The sequence below is a fragment of the Streptomyces sp. UC4497 genome, assembly GCF_054871485.1.
The window spans coordinates 106,301-121,577 of record NZ_JBTYHB010000020.1; the positions used below are offsets into that span (position 1 = coordinate 106,301).

At 68.5% G+C, this 15,277-nt stretch carries 16 protein-coding genes and 1 tRNA gene; 9 read left to right on the forward strand and 8 right to left on the reverse strand.

The genetic code is table 11. The annotated features are described in order from the left end of the window. Positions 1-13 precede the first annotated feature (13 nt). From proP to ACYSUO_RS25985, 4 genes are all read left to right on the forward strand, one after another. On the forward strand, positions 14-1,516 hold the full coding sequence (gene proP, locus ACYSUO_RS25970; protein ID WP_461778642.1) for a glycine betaine/L-proline transporter ProP: 1,503 nt from the start codon (positions 14-16) through the stop codon (positions 1,514-1,516). Between the two features lie 165 nt (positions 1,517-1,681). After that, positions 1,682-2,305, forward strand: a complete 624-nt coding sequence (locus ACYSUO_RS25975; protein ID WP_461778643.1) for an HNH endonuclease signature motif containing protein — start codon at positions 1,682-1,684, stop codon at positions 2,303-2,305. Further along, positions 2,302-3,138, forward strand: coding sequence for an HNH endonuclease (locus tag ACYSUO_RS25980; protein WP_461778644.1), 837 nt, complete (start codon positions 2,302-2,304; stop codon positions 3,136-3,138). Before ACYSUO_RS25975 ends, ACYSUO_RS25980 begins: the two co-directional genes overlap by 4 nt. A gap of 12 nt (positions 3,139-3,150) precedes the next feature. Continuing rightward, positions 3,151-3,226 (forward strand) — tRNA-Leu (locus tag ACYSUO_RS25985). Between the two features lie 67 nt (positions 3,227-3,293). Here the strand turns inward: ACYSUO_RS25985 and ACYSUO_RS25990 are convergent. Next, a complete protein-coding gene (locus tag ACYSUO_RS25990; protein WP_461778645.1) occupies positions 3,294-4,613 on the reverse strand; it encodes an SGNH/GDSL hydrolase family protein in 1,320 nt (439 codons plus the stop codon). Positions 4,614-4,974: 361 nt separating this feature from the next. Between ACYSUO_RS25990 and ACYSUO_RS25995 the strand changes: the two genes are divergently transcribed. Further along, complete coding sequence (locus ACYSUO_RS25995) at positions 4,975-6,318, forward strand: DUF445 domain-containing protein (protein ID WP_461778646.1); 1,344 nt, start codon at positions 4,975-4,977, stop codon at positions 6,316-6,318. Positions 6,319-6,335: 17 nt separating this feature from the next. Here the strand turns inward: ACYSUO_RS25995 and ACYSUO_RS26000 are convergent, their stop codons facing one another. Then, complete coding sequence (locus tag ACYSUO_RS26000) at positions 6,336-6,842, reverse strand: GNAT family N-acetyltransferase (protein ID WP_461778647.1); 507 nt, start codon at positions 6,840-6,842, stop codon at positions 6,336-6,338. A 107-nt stretch (positions 6,843-6,949) separates the two neighbouring features. Between ACYSUO_RS26000 and ACYSUO_RS26005 the strand changes: the two genes are divergently transcribed. Both ACYSUO_RS26005 and ACYSUO_RS26010 read left to right on the forward strand, forming a co-directional pair. After that, complete coding sequence (locus ACYSUO_RS26005; RefSeq protein ID WP_461778648.1) at positions 6,950-7,984, forward strand: GlxA family transcriptional regulator; 1,035 nt, start codon at positions 6,950-6,952, stop codon at positions 7,982-7,984. A gap of 5 nt (positions 7,985-7,989) precedes the next feature. Beyond that, positions 7,990-8,379 carry a VOC family protein gene (locus tag ACYSUO_RS26010; RefSeq protein ID WP_461778649.1) on the forward strand — a complete coding sequence of 130 codons (390 nt, stop codon included), beginning with the start codon at positions 7,990-7,992 and terminating at the stop codon, positions 8,377-8,379. Between the two features lie 11 nt (positions 8,380-8,390). Here ACYSUO_RS26010 and ACYSUO_RS26015 read toward each other — a convergent pair whose 3' ends face one another. Together ACYSUO_RS26015 and ACYSUO_RS26020 are read right to left on the reverse strand one after the other, a co-directional pair. Then, positions 8,391-8,699 (reverse strand): hypothetical protein, encoded by a 309-nt coding sequence (locus tag ACYSUO_RS26015; RefSeq protein ID WP_461778650.1) that lies wholly within the window; start codon positions 8,697-8,699, stop codon positions 8,391-8,393. A gap of 139 nt (positions 8,700-8,838) precedes the next feature. Continuing rightward, complete coding sequence (locus ACYSUO_RS26020) at positions 8,839-9,312, reverse strand: carboxymuconolactone decarboxylase family protein (protein ID WP_461778651.1); 474 nt, start codon at positions 9,310-9,312, stop codon at positions 8,839-8,841. Positions 9,313-9,652: 340 nt separating this feature from the next. Between ACYSUO_RS26020 and ACYSUO_RS26025 the strand changes: the two genes are divergently transcribed. Beyond that, on the forward strand, positions 9,653-10,708 hold the full coding sequence (locus tag ACYSUO_RS26025) for a hypothetical protein (RefSeq protein ID WP_461778652.1): 1,056 nt from the start codon (positions 9,653-9,655) through the stop codon (positions 10,706-10,708). Here the strand turns inward: ACYSUO_RS26025 and ACYSUO_RS26030 are convergent. Both ACYSUO_RS26030 and ACYSUO_RS26035 read right to left on the reverse strand, forming a co-directional pair. Beyond that, positions 10,623-10,853, reverse strand: coding sequence for a DUF397 domain-containing protein (locus tag ACYSUO_RS26030; RefSeq protein ID WP_461778653.1), 231 nt, complete (start codon positions 10,851-10,853; stop codon positions 10,623-10,625). The genes ACYSUO_RS26025 and ACYSUO_RS26030 overlap by 86 nt on opposite strands. Continuing rightward, the gene (locus ACYSUO_RS26035) at positions 10,853-11,698 is read right to left on the reverse strand and encodes a helix-turn-helix domain-containing protein (protein WP_461778654.1); all 846 of its coding nucleotides are present in this window, start codon (positions 11,696-11,698) and stop codon (positions 10,853-10,855) included. Before ACYSUO_RS26035 ends, ACYSUO_RS26030 begins: the two co-directional genes overlap by 1 nt. 216 nt (positions 11,699-11,914) lie before the next feature. Between ACYSUO_RS26035 and ACYSUO_RS26040 the strand changes: the two genes are divergently transcribed. Beyond that, complete coding sequence (locus tag ACYSUO_RS26040; RefSeq protein ID WP_461778655.1) at positions 11,915-12,544, forward strand: ATP-binding protein; 630 nt, start codon at positions 11,915-11,917, stop codon at positions 12,542-12,544. Positions 12,545-12,918: 374 nt separating this feature from the next. Here ACYSUO_RS26040 and ACYSUO_RS26045 read toward each other — a convergent pair whose 3' ends face one another. Both ACYSUO_RS26045 and ACYSUO_RS26050 read right to left on the reverse strand, forming a co-directional pair. Then, the gene (locus tag ACYSUO_RS26045) at positions 12,919-14,253 is read right to left on the reverse strand and encodes a DNA cytosine methyltransferase (RefSeq protein ID WP_461778656.1); all 1,335 of its coding nucleotides are present in this window, start codon (positions 14,251-14,253) and stop codon (positions 12,919-12,921) included. Positions 14,254-14,494: 241 nt separating this feature from the next. Next, positions 14,495-15,178: a hypothetical protein gene (locus tag ACYSUO_RS26050; protein ID WP_461778657.1), complete on the reverse strand. Its 684-nt coding sequence runs from the start codon at positions 15,176-15,178 to the stop codon at positions 14,495-14,497. Positions 15,179-15,277: the final 99 nt, after the last annotated feature.

Sequence of the window (15,277 nt, forward strand, 5' to 3'; positions counted from 1 at the left end):
AGGGATCCACCCCATGACCACCGACACCGAGGAAGGGCTGGTGCCCGACCCGGAGGCGGTCAAGCGTCACCGCGCCTTGTTCCGCGCCGTCAAGCGGCGCAAGAACCCGCCGCTGCGCCGCACCGACATCACCGTCACCGACGACAGCGCGGTGAAGCGCGCGGTCAAGGCGGCATCGCTCGGTAACGCCATGGAATGGTTCGACTTCGGGATCTACTCGTACCTGGCCGTCACCATCGGCCACGTCTTCTTCCCCTCCGGGAACGACACGGTCCAGCTGATCTCATCGTTCGCGACCTTCGCGGTCTCGTTCCTCGTGCGCCCGATCGGCGGCATGGTCTTCGGCCCCATGGGCGACAAGGTCGGCCGCAAGAAGGTCCTCGCGCTGACCATGATCCTCATGGCCATCGGCACCTTCGCGATCGGCCTGATCCCGTCCTACGCGACGATCGGCTTCTGGGCGCCGGTCCTGCTGATCCTCTTCCGCCTCGTCCAGGGCTTCTCCACCGGCGGCGAGTACGGCGGCGCCTCCACCTTCATCGCCGAGTACGCCCCCGACAAGAAGCGCGGATTCTTCGGCAGCTTCCTCGAATTCGGCACGCTCGCCGGCTACGTCGGCGCGGCAGGCCTCGTCACGATCCTGACGGCGTGGCTCGGCAGCGACGGCATGGAGTCCTGGGGCTGGCGCATCCCGTTCCTGGTCGCAGGGCCCATCGGCCTCGTCGGCCTCTACCTCCGACTGCGCCTCGACGAGACCCCCGCCTTCCAGAAGCTGGAGGACGAGTCCTCGCACCGCGCGACCGACGCCGCCTCCTCCGTGGAGACGACCGCCAAGGGCGACCTCGCGAAGATCTTCCGCGACTACTGGCCCACGCTGATCCTCTGCATCTGCCTCGTCGGCGCCTACAACATCACCGACTACATGCTCCTCTCGTACATGCCGACGTACCTGTCGGACGAGATGGGCTACTCGGAGACGCACGGCCTGCTGATCCTGATCGTCACGATGATCGTCCTGATGTGCATCATCAACCAGGTCGGCAAGCTCTCCGACCGCTTCGGCCGCAAGCCGCTCCTCATGGCGGGCATGATCGGCTTCTTCGTCCTCTCGGTCCCGTCCTTCCTCCTGGTGAAGAACGGCGCCCTGTGGGCCGTCTCGCTCGGCATGCTGCTGCTCGGCCTCTCCCTGGTCTGCCTCCTCGGCACCATGTCGGCGGCCCTCCCGGCGCTCTTCCCGACGCAGGTCCGCTACGGCTCCCTCTCGGTCGGCTACAACCTCTCGGCCTCGATCTTCGGCGGCACGACCCCCCTGGTCATCACCGCCCTGATCGGCCTGACCGGCTCCGACATGATGCCCGCGTACTACTCGATGGCCGCGGCGCTCATCGGCGTCATCGCGGTGGCCTGCATGAAGGAAACGGCCCAGAAGCCCCTGGCCGGCTCCCCGCCCTCGGTGGAGACGGACGAGGAGGCGGCGGAAATGGTCGAATCCCAGGCCCCTACGCCGAGGTTCTGACACCCCTCACACCCCTCCTTTGCTCCTTGTGTGGGCGGGCCACACCCGCCATATGTGGCCCGCCCACACAGTTCGGACCGTTCCGCATTCCGTGCGTGACGGTCCGATTTTCGTTTCGTTGCCCTGTACGAGGCCACGAACGCGTGGCCGAAGGGAGGGGGCCATATGGCGGGGCAGCGGTACACGCGGGAGCTGCTGGAGGCGGCGGCACGGAACGCGGGATCGTGGGACGAGGCGGTTCGGTATTGCGGGGGTGAGCCGACGGCGGGCCGTCGGGCCTATCTCCAGAAACGGATGACCGAGGAAGGTATCGATACGTCGCACTTTCCTCGGTACTGGTCACGGCATACGGAGGAGAAGCTGCGCCTGGTGGTCGCGGAGGCCGGCAGTTTCAAGGATGTTGTGCGCCGCCTTGGCATCAGTGCCGTGGGCGGCAACCAGGCTCACATCAGTCGACGGATCGCGGCGCTCGGGATCGACACGTCACACTTCGTGCGTGCGGAGCAGAGGCCCAAGGGGGCGCTCGGCAATCCCCTGACCCTGCGTTCCCCAGAGGACGGGCGGGTACCGGGGCGACGTCTCCGGCGCGAGTTGCTGCGACTCGGCGTCGCCGAGCAGTGCTCGATGTGCGGGACCGGTACGGAGTGGAACAAGCGGCCGCTGCGGCTGGAGGTCGACCACATCAACGGGCAGTGGTGGGACAACCGCCGCGAGAACCTGCGCCTGCTGTGTCCCAACTGCCACTCCGTGACCGACACTTACCGCGGCCGGAAGGGGGCGTCGGCATGAGCAAGTACTCCCGAGAGCTCTTGGAGGAGACCGCGGCGGCCTCCTCCAGCCTGGTCGACCTCATGCGCCGCGTCGACGCTCCAATGGGCAGTAAGCCACGCAGATATCTGCGCATGCGGCTCGCCCACTACGGCATCGACACGTCTCACTTCCAAGACGAACCGCTGCCTGAACGGCCGAAGCGGTCGTACTCCAAAGAAGTTCTGGCCGAAGCTGCGGCGCGTTCTACCAGCATCCGCGGGATGTTCCTCGTGATGGGCATCCCGCCAGAAGACGGCCCGTACGAGCACGTGAAGCGCCGACTCAAGCTGTTCGGCATCGACACCAGTCACTTCGCGCCGCCACGATCGGGCATCGGCAGTGGTCTCTTCCCCGAGGAGGAATTCGCGCGAGCCGTCGCCGCATCCCATGGCCTGGCGGACCTGATGCGTCGACTTGGGCTGCCGCCGTTCAACGGGGCGGCCCGTGCCAAGGCGCGCCGAAGCATCGACGAGTACGGTCTCTCGACCGAGCACTTCACGGGGCAGGGTCACTACGTCGGCGTCCCCTCGCCAAGGCGTAGGACTGCCCAGGAGATCCTTGTGCGCCGCCCGGACGGTGCACAGCGGACTCGGACGACCCTGCTGCGTAGGGCTCTCGACGAAGTCGGCGTCCCGCACGGCTGTGCCGAGTGCGGCCTGGGTGATGCGTGGCAGGGTAAGCGGCTGATCCTTGAGATCGACCACATCAACGGGGACAGGCTCGACAATCGCCGGAACAACCTCCGCTACCTCTGCCCCTCATGCCATAGCCAGACCGAAACCTTCTCGAACCACGATCGGCTCACCCAGTAGAGTGGCCCAGACGGGTCCGTACCCCAGCTGGCCAAGAGGGCGCCGGTTTAGGTCCGGTGTGTCGTGGGTTCGAGTCCCACCGGGCCCACATCGCGAAGGGCGCTCCCATCCGGGAGCGCCCTTCGTCGTACGTCGTCCGGCCCAGCCGGTACCGGCTAGAGCTCCGCCCCGGTCGACCCCCGCAGGGACGACAGGTCGAGGGATTCCGCCATCTTGCGGTAGCCCGCGTCGCTGGGGTGGAGGTGGTCGCCGGAGTCGTACTGGTCGAGGAGGCGGCGCGGGTTGTACGGGTCGCGCAGGGCGCGGTCGAAGTCGACGTAGCTGTCGAAGACCTTGCCGGCGCGGATCCGCTCGTTGATGGACTGGCGGACGGCTTCCAGGTCCGGGCGGTAGCCGGGGTGGCCCTGGAACGGCATGAGCGTCGCACCGACGACCCGCAGGCCGCGCGCGTGCGCCTGCCGGGTCAGCTCGCGCAGACCGTCGACGATCTTCGCGGGATCGGTCTGCTGCGGCGTACGCAGGATGTCGTTGATGCCGAGGTCGATGATGACCGCGCGGACGCCGGAGCGGCTGAGCGCGTCACGCTCGAAGCGGGACAGGCCGCTCGGGTTGTTGGCGGGGCGGCCGAAGCCGTCGGCCAGTATCCGGTTTCCGCTGATGCCCTGGTTCACGACGCCGTAGCGCGGGGCACCCGACTCCGTGCGCAGCCGCTCGGCGAGTACGTCCGTCCACCGGCGGTTGGCGCCCATCGTGGAGGTGATGCCGTCGGTGAGGGAGTCGCCGATGACGACGACGGTGCCCTGCGCCTCGTTGCTGAGCACGTCGAGGGCGCTGAGGTAGCGCCAGTACGGGCTCTGCTGGTTGTAGAGCGTGCCGCTGGGCTCCTCGGTGCGGTCGCCCCGGGCGACGTACGACATCTGGCGGGCCTGCGGGTGGTACGTGACCGGTCCGGACGGAGTCGGCGAGTACGTGGTGACCAGCATGTCCGAGTCGCTCGGCACGGTGATCCGCAGCGCGTCGCTGACGGCCTGCTGGCCGGGCTGGATGACGACCGAGGAGTTTCCGGAGAACGTCAGGCGCCGCATCGTGTCGGACAGGGCCGTCGGGTTGTTGGGCGCCGAGGCCACGGCGATCGAGGCGTGCGTGATGCGCAGGGGCGACTGCCCGTACAGGTTTGAGAGGGTGATGCGCGCGGCGTTGCCGCCGACGCTGGTGTGCACGATGTTGCGGATGGAGTGGCCGAAGAATCCGTTGGTCTCCGTGCCGGGTTCCCCGCCGGCGGGGGAGGCGGACCAGCTGCCGGTCCACGTTCCGGTGGAGGCGGGGGCGGCGGAGCTGCGCGGGTGCGCGCCGCCGGCCTGTATGTCGTCGTCGCCGCCGAAGACTCCTGAGAAGCCCACGTAGATGGCGGCAGAGATCATCACGACGACCGCGACGAGCGCGGTCAACAAGGCATAACCGTGACGCTTGGTCATGCGGTGTGTGTCTCCTCGGGCAGGGGGAGCCCGAGGCTCCGATGTGATGAACCCATGATGCGTCATGGGGCGGGCGGGAGCCGACACTGGCCCCCCTCCGGACAGGTAGACGCCGGGAACCTTTGGTTCGTTCCGGGAGTAGGTCAGGAAGGGACAATGTGTGAGGCGAATGACAGTCGAGTCGAAGTCGACAGGTCGGGCCGATGACCGATGCGGAGTGGGCTGAGTGGACGGCGACGTGAAGCGCGGGGCGCAGGGGTCCCAGGGGTCCCAGGGTGCGTACGACACAGCGGACAAAGCACTTGAAACGACTGAAGCGACTGAAACGACTGAAGCGGCTGAAACGACCGAAGGGCCCGAAGTGGCCGAATCGGACAATGGTCAGTATTCCCACGCCACATCGGGCCAATCCCGACCCTCCCGTCCCGCCGCCCGCCGTTTCGTCGCCGAGTTCACCGCGGCCGACGAGGAGAAGCGGCGTGGCGTACGCCGGATGAAGTTGATGGCGGTCGGGCTGCTCGTCTTCGTGGCGCTCGTCTATGTAGGGGCCACGTGGGCGGAGCACGCGGGTGCGGGTGCCTGGACCGGCTACGTCGCGGCGGCCGCGGAGGCCGGCATGGTCGGTGCGCTGGCCGACTGGTTCGCGGTGACGGCTCTGTTCCGCCACCCGTTGGGCCTGCGTATTCCGCATACGGCGATCATCCCGACCAAGAAGGATCAGCTGGGCGTCTCGCTCGGCGAGTTCGTGGGCGAGAACTTCCTGTCGGGCGAGGTCGTACGGGACCGGTTGCGCGCCGTCGGTATCGGCAGCCGCCTGGGTTCGTGGCTCGCGGAGCCGGAGCACGCCGATCGGGTGACGGCGGAGCTGGCGACGGCGCTGCGGGGCGCCCTGACGGTGCTGCGCGATTCGGATGTGCAGGCGATCGTCGGCGAGGCCATCACGCGCCGGGCGGACAACGCGGAGATCGCGCCGGGCCTCGGCAAGATGCTGGAGAAGGTGGTGGCGGACGGTGGCCACAAGCGGATCGTCGACCTGGTGTGCGCCCGCGCCCACGACTGGCTGGTGCTGCACTCCGATTCGGTGATGGACGCGGTGGAGGGCGGCGCCCCCGGCTGGACGCCCCGTTTCGTCGACAAGCGGGTCGGCGAGCGTGTCTACAAGGAGCTGCTGCGGTTCGTCACGGAGATGCGGGACATGCCGGGGCACCCGGCGCGCGGCGCGCTCGACCGCTTTCTCGCCGACTTCGCGACCGATCTGCAGGGCGACTCGGACACCCGGGACCGGGTGGAGCGTCTGAAGTCGGAGATCCTCGGCCGTTCCGAGGTGCAGGACATCATCGCCTCGGCCTGGTCCGCGGTCCGCGGCATGATCGTCGCGGCGGCCGAGGACGAGCGCAGCGAGCTGCGTCTTCGGGTACGGGCCTCGCTGCTGTCGCTGGGCCGTCGGATGGCGACGGAGCCGGATGTCAGCTCGAAGGTCGACGGCTGGGTGGAGGGCGCGGCGGTGTACGTCGTGACGACGTACCGCGCGGAGATCACGTCCCTCATCACGGACACGGTGGCGGGCTGGGACGCCGAGCACACGACCCGCAAGATCGAGGCGCACATCGGCCGCGACCTGCAGTTCATCCGGATCAACGGCACGGTGGTGGGTTCGCTGGCGGGCCTGTTGATCTTTACGGTGTCGCGGGCGTTGGGGGCGTAGCGGGGCGCTTTACGGTTCTACGGGGCGGGGTGGCGCTCCGGCGTGGTGATGGCGGGTCGGGCGGGCCGGCGATCCGGCGCGGTGGTGGCCGGTCGGCGTGCCATGAACACGTCCACCGGGTCCTCGCTCTCGACGGTGAACCCGTGCCGTTCGTAGAGGCTGCGGGCGGGGCTGCCCCGCAGCACGTTCAGGCGGACCGGGGCGCGCTCCTGGTCGCACCGCTCCAGGAGTTCGCGGAGGACGGCGCCGCCGACGCCCCGGCCGTGCAGTTCCGGGTCCAGGAAGAAGTGCTCCAGCCAGTACGCGGCCCCGTCCGGGCGCAGCGCCACGCACCCGGCGAAGGCCCCGGCCACCTCGATCACCCAGGCGTGCGCGGGCTCGTACGCGTCGCGGAACCGCTGCCGTACGCGCCGCTCGTCGTACCGTCCGAGCCGTTCGAGGTCGGGCCGCATCACGACGGCCCGCAGCTCGGCGATCGGCTCCACGTCGGCGGCGGTGGCCGCGCGCAGCGTCCAGTCGGCCATGTCGTCCCACCCGGTCATTCGTGCGGGGCGCCCCGCTCGGCCAGCAATGTTCGGGAGAGTACGCCCGCGCGCCTGGCCAGATAGTCGCAACCTGAAAGAATCTGGCCATGAGCCCTCGCCGCACGAAAGGCCCAACGTCGCCCCCGCCCCCACCCCCGCCTCCGACCTCGGTGGCGGTCCTCGTACGGGACGGTGTCCTGCCCATGGAGCTGGGCCTGGTCCACCAGCTCTTCGGTACGGCCCGCGATCCGGCCACGGGGGAGCGCCTCTACAAGGTGACGACGTGCGCGCCCCGCCCCGGCCGCATCCGTACGGACGCCGACTTCCCGATCTACGCGGAGCACGGCCTGGAGGCGGTCGCGGCGGCGGACACGGTACTGGTCCCGGCTTCGCACGAGACGGACGAGACCCTCCAACCAGGCTCCCTGGCAGGGGAGTTGATGGAGTCGCTGGCCGATGTCATCGGCGGCTCCCGCCGCCGCGGCCGGGTGGCATCGATCTGCACAGGTTCGTTCGTCCTGGCGGCGGCGGGCCTCCTGGACGGCCGCCGGGCGACGACGCACTGGATGTCCTCGGCCCACTTCGCCCGCACGTTCCCGTCGGTGACGGTCGACGCGGATGTCCTCTATGTGGACGAGGGGCGGGTGTTGACCTCGGCGGGGGAGGCGGCGGGCATCGACCTGTGCCTGCACATGATCCGCGAGGACCACGGCGCCGCGGTGGCGGCGGAGTTGGTGCGCCGCACGGTGGTGCCCCCGCACCGGGAGGGCGGCCAGGCGCAGTACATCCAACGCCCGGTTCCGACCGAGGAGTTGGGGTCGGCATCGACGTCGGCCTCGCGGGAGTGGGCGCTGGGACGGCTGGCGGAACCCTTGTCGCTGGGGCAGTTGGCGGCCCGCGACGCCATGTCGATCCGCACGTACAACCGCCGCTTCCGCGAGGAGACGGGCCTGACCCCGATGACCTGGCTGAACCGCCAACGGGTCGACCGGGCAAGGGAGTTGCTGGAACAGACCGACCACACGGTGGACCGGGTGGCGGCGGAGACGGGCTTCGGCTCCGGAACCTCTCTGCGGCAGCACTTCCAGGCGGTGCTGGGGGTGTCGCCGGGGGCGTACAGGGCTACGTTCCGGGGACGATGACGTCCATGGCGACCGATGAGAACGAGACGCACACCCACATCCGCAGAGCGGTCCCGAACGTGCGGGTGGCCGACGAGGCGGCCATGACGGCGAACCGCGACTTCTACGGGGCGCTGGGCTTCCGCGAGGCGATGAACATGGGCTGGATCATGACGATGGTCTCGCCGTCCGACCCCACCGCCCAGATCCAGTTCTTCACGCACGAGGCGACGGGCCCGATGGTGCCGGACATCAGCGTGGAGGTGGACGACGTCGACGCGGTGTACGCGGCGATGCGCGCGGCGGGCGCCGAGATCGTCCACGACCTGCGGGACGAGGAGTGGGGCGTGCGCCGCTTCTTCGTACGGGACCCGCAGGGGAAGATCGTGAACGTCCTGACGCACGCCCGGCCGTAGGGCCTCGGGCGTCAGCCGGCCTTGCGGTCCACGAGGACGTACGAGGCGGCGGCGACGACCCCGGCGACGCCGAACACCGCGGGCCAGGCCCCCACCTTCTTGGCCAGCGGGTGCGACCCGGCGAACGCGGCGACGTACGCGCCGGTCAGCGCCCCCGCGACCTTCCCGCCCCGCGTCTTCGTCCACTGCGTCGCGGCGGCGGCCCCGGCCACGGCGAGCACGGCCCCACCCAGCGGCCGCTTCTTGGTGAAGCGGGCGGTGGCGTAACCCCCGACGAGTCCGGCGGCGGCTATCGGGGCGGTGGGGAGGGCGCGGGCCATGGGGTGAACCTCCGGTGTGTGGCGCCTTGGGTGTCCAGGGCGCCCAGGGCGTCTTGGGGTGCGTCTCTTTTGTGAGGTTACGCCCGGCGGTCCGGGCGCGGCCCTCGGGGGTGAGGGCCGCGCCCGCGTGACCGGCGGCTCAGCCGAACTGGCCGGGCTGGTAGGAACCGGCGGGCATCTGCACCATGACGTTCACGCGGTTGTAGAGGTTGATGATGGCGATCAGCGAGACGAGGGCGGTGAGCTGCTCCTCGTCGTAGTGCTTCGCGGCGTTCGCCCACACCTCGTCCGGGACGCCGCCGGCCGCGTCGGCGATCCGCGTGCCCTGCTCGGTCAGCTCGAGCGCGGCGCGCTCGGCGTCGGTGAACACGGTGGCCTCGCGCCAGGCCGCGACGAGGTGCAGCCGCTGCACGGTCTCGCCGGCGTGCGCGGCGTCCTTGGTGTGCATGTCGGTGCAGAACCCGCAGCCGTTGATCTGGCTGGCCCGGATCTTCACGAGCTCCTGCGTCGCGGCGGGGAGCGTGGAGTCGGAGACGACCTTCCCGGCGGAGTTGATGTGCTTGATGACCTTCCCCGCGATGGGGCTGGCGAAGGGATTGATGCGGGCTTCCATGGTGGGCTCCTGTGTCCGTGTGTCCGTGTATCTGTGTGTCTGTGTGTCTTGGGTCGATCGGTTCGGCGCCGTTTGCGCGGCTACGTAGATGTGACGGAGTGGGGCGCGGGGATGTGACACGGAGTGGGGTGTGACGTGGGTCACGTGGGGGTGGGGTCTCCCGGCTGGTGGGTCTGTGACGCGAAACCACGAAGGGATCGTGGCTGGGCGTCACAGTCCCTCCACTCGCCGCTGTAGACCGACTACGGAGGGTGAGAGTGGGCGCGGGAAGGGGAGGAGGAAGTGCGTGAACCAGCCCCTTACGAACCACCCTTCCGCTGCCCCATCCACCGCCCCCTCCATGGCGGCCCTGACACGCCACCCCCTGGCCCTCACCCAGGACCAACTCCTCACCCGCGCCCAACTGGTGGCGCTGGGCTGCGCGGACTCGACGACCAGCCACCGTTGCCGCCCCGGCGGTCCGTGGCAGCGCGTGCTGCCGCGCGTCCACGTCCTCCACTCCGGTACGCCGACCCCGCGCCAACGCATGCGCGCGGCGCTCCTGTACGCGGGTGAGCGCGCGCTGCTGACCGGGCTCGCGGCACTGTCCCTGCACAACTTCCGGTCGGCGCCGCGCCCGGAGCGGCTGCGCCACATCGACGTACTCGTGCCGTACGGGGGTGGGGGCGCGCGTGGCGCGTCGTTCGTGAGGGTGCATCGGACGCGCCGTATGCCGGAGAACTTCCCGTTGGCGGGCGTGGGGGTCGCGGAGATCGCGCGGGCGGTGGCGGACGCGGTTCCCGGCCTCAGCTGCGAACGCGATGTGACGGCGCTCCTGGCGGAGGCGGTGCAGCGCGGCTTCTGCACACCGGAGGCGCTCCTGGCCGAACTCGGCGCGTCCCATCGCCGCTACGCCCCGTACGTCGCGAGGGCGACGGCGCACGTGGCGGCGGGGGTGCACTCACCGCTGGAGGCGGACGCCCGCGCGCTGATCCACGCGTACGCCCTCCCGGAACCCCTCTGGAACCCAAACCTCCACGACCCGCGTACGGGTACCTTCCTGGCCCGCCCGGACGCGTACTGGCCGGCGGAGGGCCTGGCCCTGGAGGTCGACTCCCGCGAGTACCACCTGGACCCGGCCTCCTGGCGCCGCACCTTGTCCCAGCGCAACCGCCTCGCCGCCGCGGGCCTCCCGGTCCTGTCCGTCACGGCGGAGGATCTGCGGGGGCGGGCGGAGGGGGTGGCGGGGGAGATTCGGGTGGCGTTGGCGTCGGCCCGGTGCCGCCCGGCACCTTCCTTCCTCGTCAACCCGCCACGGCGGAAAGCGAGTTCTACCTCACGCTCTGCGGTCCGCGGGGCCGGCCGGAGCCCCGAAGGGAGAGCAGGAAGTCACCCCAGGGGCGGGCGCCGAAGGTAGCCACGTTCCCTTCGGGGGCCTTGGAGTCACGTATCGCCATTCCGCCGGTGACGGGGCAGGCTTCCACGCACTCAGTCGTATTGGCGCCGCTGTACGACGACTTGAACCATGTCCGAGCCGCTGGAAGCGCGGGCCCACCTTGCATTACAACTCCTTGCGTACGTTCTGGATCACGGCGGCGGATGCCTCCATGTCCAACGCTTGTGCGCGAAGGTATTCGAACGCAAGCCGGTAGCGCGTGAGTTCCTCCTCCTTTTCCAGGAAGAGCGAGCCGGTGTGGATGTCCACGTACACGACGTCGAGGGCAGACTCCGCAGCTCCCAGGATGACGAAGCTCCCCAGGGCCGCCCCGTGCGCCCCTTTGGCGAACGGCAAGATCTGCAGCGTGATGTTCGCCGACTCGCCCGCTTCGAGGAGCCGATCGAGCTGCGCTTTCATGATTGCGGGAGACCCGACGACACGGCGGATCACGGACTCGTCCAGGACAGCCCACAGGTGCGGAGGGGTGGGGCGGTCGAGGATGGCCTGCCGCTTCATACGGATGTCCACGAGGCGCTCGATCTCCGGCTGGGCGAGCCGCACTTCGTTGGCCTTCTGGAGGGCGGTGCTGTACTCACGGGTCTGGAGCAGCCCAGGGACGTAGACCGAGCAGAAGTGGTCTTCGCGTACGGCCTCGTCCTCCAGGGTGAGCAGCAGGTTCATGCTCTCCGGGATGGAGTCGGTGAAGGAGCTCCACCAGCCCTGCTGTTTCGCATCCTTGGCGATCGCGACGATTGCCTGACGCTCGGAGTCCGTTGCGTCGTACTCCCGGCACAATGCATCCACTACCAGCCACTTCACAGGGCCAGCCTGAGTCTCGTATCGGCTGACGGTTGCTTTCGATACGCCGACCAGGTTCCCGGCCTCCTCAAGGGTGAGCCCCTTGCGGGCGCGCAGCTTCCGCATCATCGCGCCGAGCTGTCGGCGGCGCGTGGTGGTCCGGACGGACATGGGGTTCCCTCCCCGTATGAGCCCGGGGGGCCCCGGAGATCTCAATCAGGCTAGGCATGCGGGGAGTTGGCGTACCAGCGGATTCACTCGATCGATGCTCGTGAGAAGTTACACGGCGAGACTTCTCTGTGCCATGCTCGTGAACGTACCGCTACGCAGCGCAGTCGCATGGATGCGGCGGGCGCAGCGCTGTGTGGCCTGGGAGGGAGTACGGCTATGGCCGACTACAACGTCTCTTCTGAACCCCAACTCCGTTATGTGCTGCCCTTCGAGGCGGCCCCACTGGAAATGCGACGCCTGCGCCAGGAGGTAGCCGGCCTGCTTGAACGCTGGGCGCTAATGCCCTTCGTGGAGGAGGTCCAGCTCATCGTGACGGAACTCGCGACGAACGTCCTGCACCACGTGGGAGCGGGCGTCGCGGCCACGCTGCTCCTTGCGCTACGGGACGACCGTCTCCGTATTGAGGTCCACGACCAGAGCCATGCGGTTCCGCTGGTTACGGGGGCTGAGTGCGGCGCGGAATGCGGCCGAGGGCTCCATCTGATCGCCGCGCTCGTCGCGGAATGGGGCACACTGCTCACGGCATCGGGCAAGGTGGTTTGGTGCGAACTGGGGCTTCCTGGAGACCAGTTCACCTCCGGCATCCGGCGCGCCAACGACGCCCTTCAGGCGTACCAGGACCGCCGGGGCCGCCCGCTCCTGTTCGCGGTGAAGGCCCCAACCGGCCTCGCCCAGCCCGCCGTCGAGCTGATCGCCGACCTCCTGCACTGGGCAGTGGCCCGGGGGTGCGACCCGGACGACCTGCTGGATCAGGCGGTGGTGCGGTACGAGGGAGAGGCGGCGTGAGGGGCGGGGCCCAGGCGCTTGTCCGGCGTCTTTGGGCACTGGTCGGGCCAGCGACCGGGCGCCGACGAGCGGGGTGCGGTGGAGCGCTGGGCCCCGCGGAGGTCTTGGCGGCGACGCCGGAAGTGGCCACGGAGCTGCTGCCCCTGCCAGCACACCGTTCCCCATACGGTCTGGATTCACCGATCAGTGGTGACGAGAACTCGCTGGTGCGGCCGTATCTGGCTGCGGTCGAGGACCGGTGCCGACGGGAAGCGCAGGCGTACCGGCGGTTGGCGTTGGTCTTGGCTGCCGACTTTGGCGTGGATCTGGATGAGTGTGCGGCGGTTTGACTGAAGGCCGTGGGACCTGTGCGCCTACGGCCTTCGCTGCGAAGGTCAGCTGATCTTCGAGCGGTGTTGGGCGAACAAGTCGTGCCGCTTGTGGCCTTGTTGGCCTACGAATGCCTTGAACTCACCAAGGCTGTAGGCGAGCACGCCATTGGACCGCTCAGTCGTTTCGATTTCGAAGTCGTGGGTGAGGTGGTTTAGGCGCCTCTCAACCTCCGACTCGTCCATCACCTTTCCCTGCGTCTTGGCGACCTTCGTAATGATCTGGTCGATGCTGACTGGGCGTGGAGTCTCCCGGAGCAGCTTGTAGACGGGGTCCAAGACCGAGTCAGTGTTCTCCAGAAGTTCGCGCGGTTCACCGATCTTCAGGAGTGCTTTGCGGATTGCGGTGCCGACTGCCTTGGCGACCGGCGGAGGAAACGCGTTGCCGATCTGACGGTAGACAGAGGTCTTCTTGCCCTCGAAGTCCCAAGCGAACTCGCCGCCGGTCCAGCCCTGGATCCGGGCGACCATCTTGGTAGTCAACTTTGGGCCAGGGACGTTCTCGGGCGGCTCCCAGCCCTCGCGCGGCGCGTCGTTCGCCACGCCCATGGCGTCGACTCCCAGGGCGGCCCAGGCGCGCTTGGCGCGGGTCGGTCCGAGGTCCGCGCCACCGTGCTTCTTCGAACCTCCGACGATGGTGGGTGCGATGTCGTTCGCCTGCTTGGCCCACGCTTCGACCTTCTCGGTCTCCCAGCCCTTCTCGCTCATAAGGCCCTTAAGCAGCTCGCCCACGCTCAGCGGTGGCTCCGGGTCCGGCTCGGGCCAGTAGAAATACGGAGCGAAGTCCTTCTGGAGCGCCACGAGGACGAACCGAGGGCGCAACTGAGAGACGCCGAAGTTGTTGGCGTGAAGGAGTTTCCATTCCCCGATATAGCCGAGCTTGTCGAGTCTGTCGAGCACGTGCTGGCGATACGCCGAGAACCGGTTGGCGCTGAGCCCTCGGACGTTCTCTAGCATGAGGGCCTTGGGCTGCACAGTGCCGCACAACTCGATGGCCCACGCGAAAAGGTCGCGCTCATCGGTGGCCCCGAGTTGCTTGCCGGCGATGCTGAACGGAGGGCACGGAACTCCTCCAGCAAGCAGATCTACATTGCGGTGGGCGGCTGGGTCCCAGCACTGCGTATCCGCTACGTCGCCTACCACGACTGTTCTGTCGGCCTCGTCCTGGCCGTAACCGAGATTAGATACGAGATTGCTACGCAGCGTGGCAGCCGCGTTCGCATCTAGTTCGACTGCCAGCCGGTGCCGGAACCCGGCCCGCTCCAGTCCGAGGGACTGCCCGCCAGCGCCAGCACAGATCTCCACGACCTCGAGCTGCTCTGAGAGCGGCGATGTGGACATGGTGATCTCCTTCCAAGCGTGCCGGGCCATCCGGCGCGAGGTGACCCAGCTGCGCTGGAACCCCTGCAGCCAAACGGTGTCCGGAACCTGCTGGCACCGCGTGCATCACGATATCCGCAGACCCGAGGCCATAGACGGCCGTTCCGTTCGGTGAAGCGGGGTAAGAGTGTGAAGTCTACGGTGACCCTCTCGTACTTCTGGTCACCGCCAGCATCACCGCTTGTTGTGTTCTCGAGCAGGGCTACGGCTCGATGCAGGCTCTCACTTCGCCCCGAGCCTCGGCGGGCAGACGCCTGTAGGCGTTCCACGCCCGCTCCAGCGGAGTGGACCCTCGTCGGCCACGCTCGACCCACCGTGCGAGGCGACGCCGGTCGTCGGATTCGAGTGCCTCTATTTCAGCCAGCACTTCGTCGGCCCGCACGGCCACACCCTTAGACCCGGTGTGACAACGCTTGCACTCGGTGACTGCCTGGCTTTCGGTCCTCCCACCAGGAAGGACGGTCTCACGCCTGATGACAGAGAGGACCGCTGACTGGTTGGAGTCATCGAGGTACGTTTCGCCGCCGGTGATGCCACACACGGTGCACATGTAGTCATCCCGAGCCATGACGGCTTGCTTTTCCTTGGCCGACATTCCTTTTTGGGGGGAGGCGGCGCGGCGGGCCACTGGGTCCCACACGGCTACCCCCGCCTTCTCGAAGCGCTGATCCTCTTGCATGAGCGAGGCGTCTTCGGAACTGGTGAGAATGACCCAGCCGTAGTCCCTCAGGTCGCGGAACCGGCGGTCGGCCTGTGCGACGCCAGGGAACGCGTCCCGGACCTGCCCCTTGGTGAACGTATTGCCTTCGCCGACCACTTGAACGAGCCAAAGGGCACCCCTGACCATGGTTCCCGCCTTGAGGTCCGGGTCGTTCCAAGCTGGCATGGGCACGGGGGTCTCCGTTCTCCGGTTGAGGCGGCAGCGGCCTTCGTGGCCCCGATTTAATGATCATCGAGACGTGTCGTAAGCGGCTCCTGTAATCAT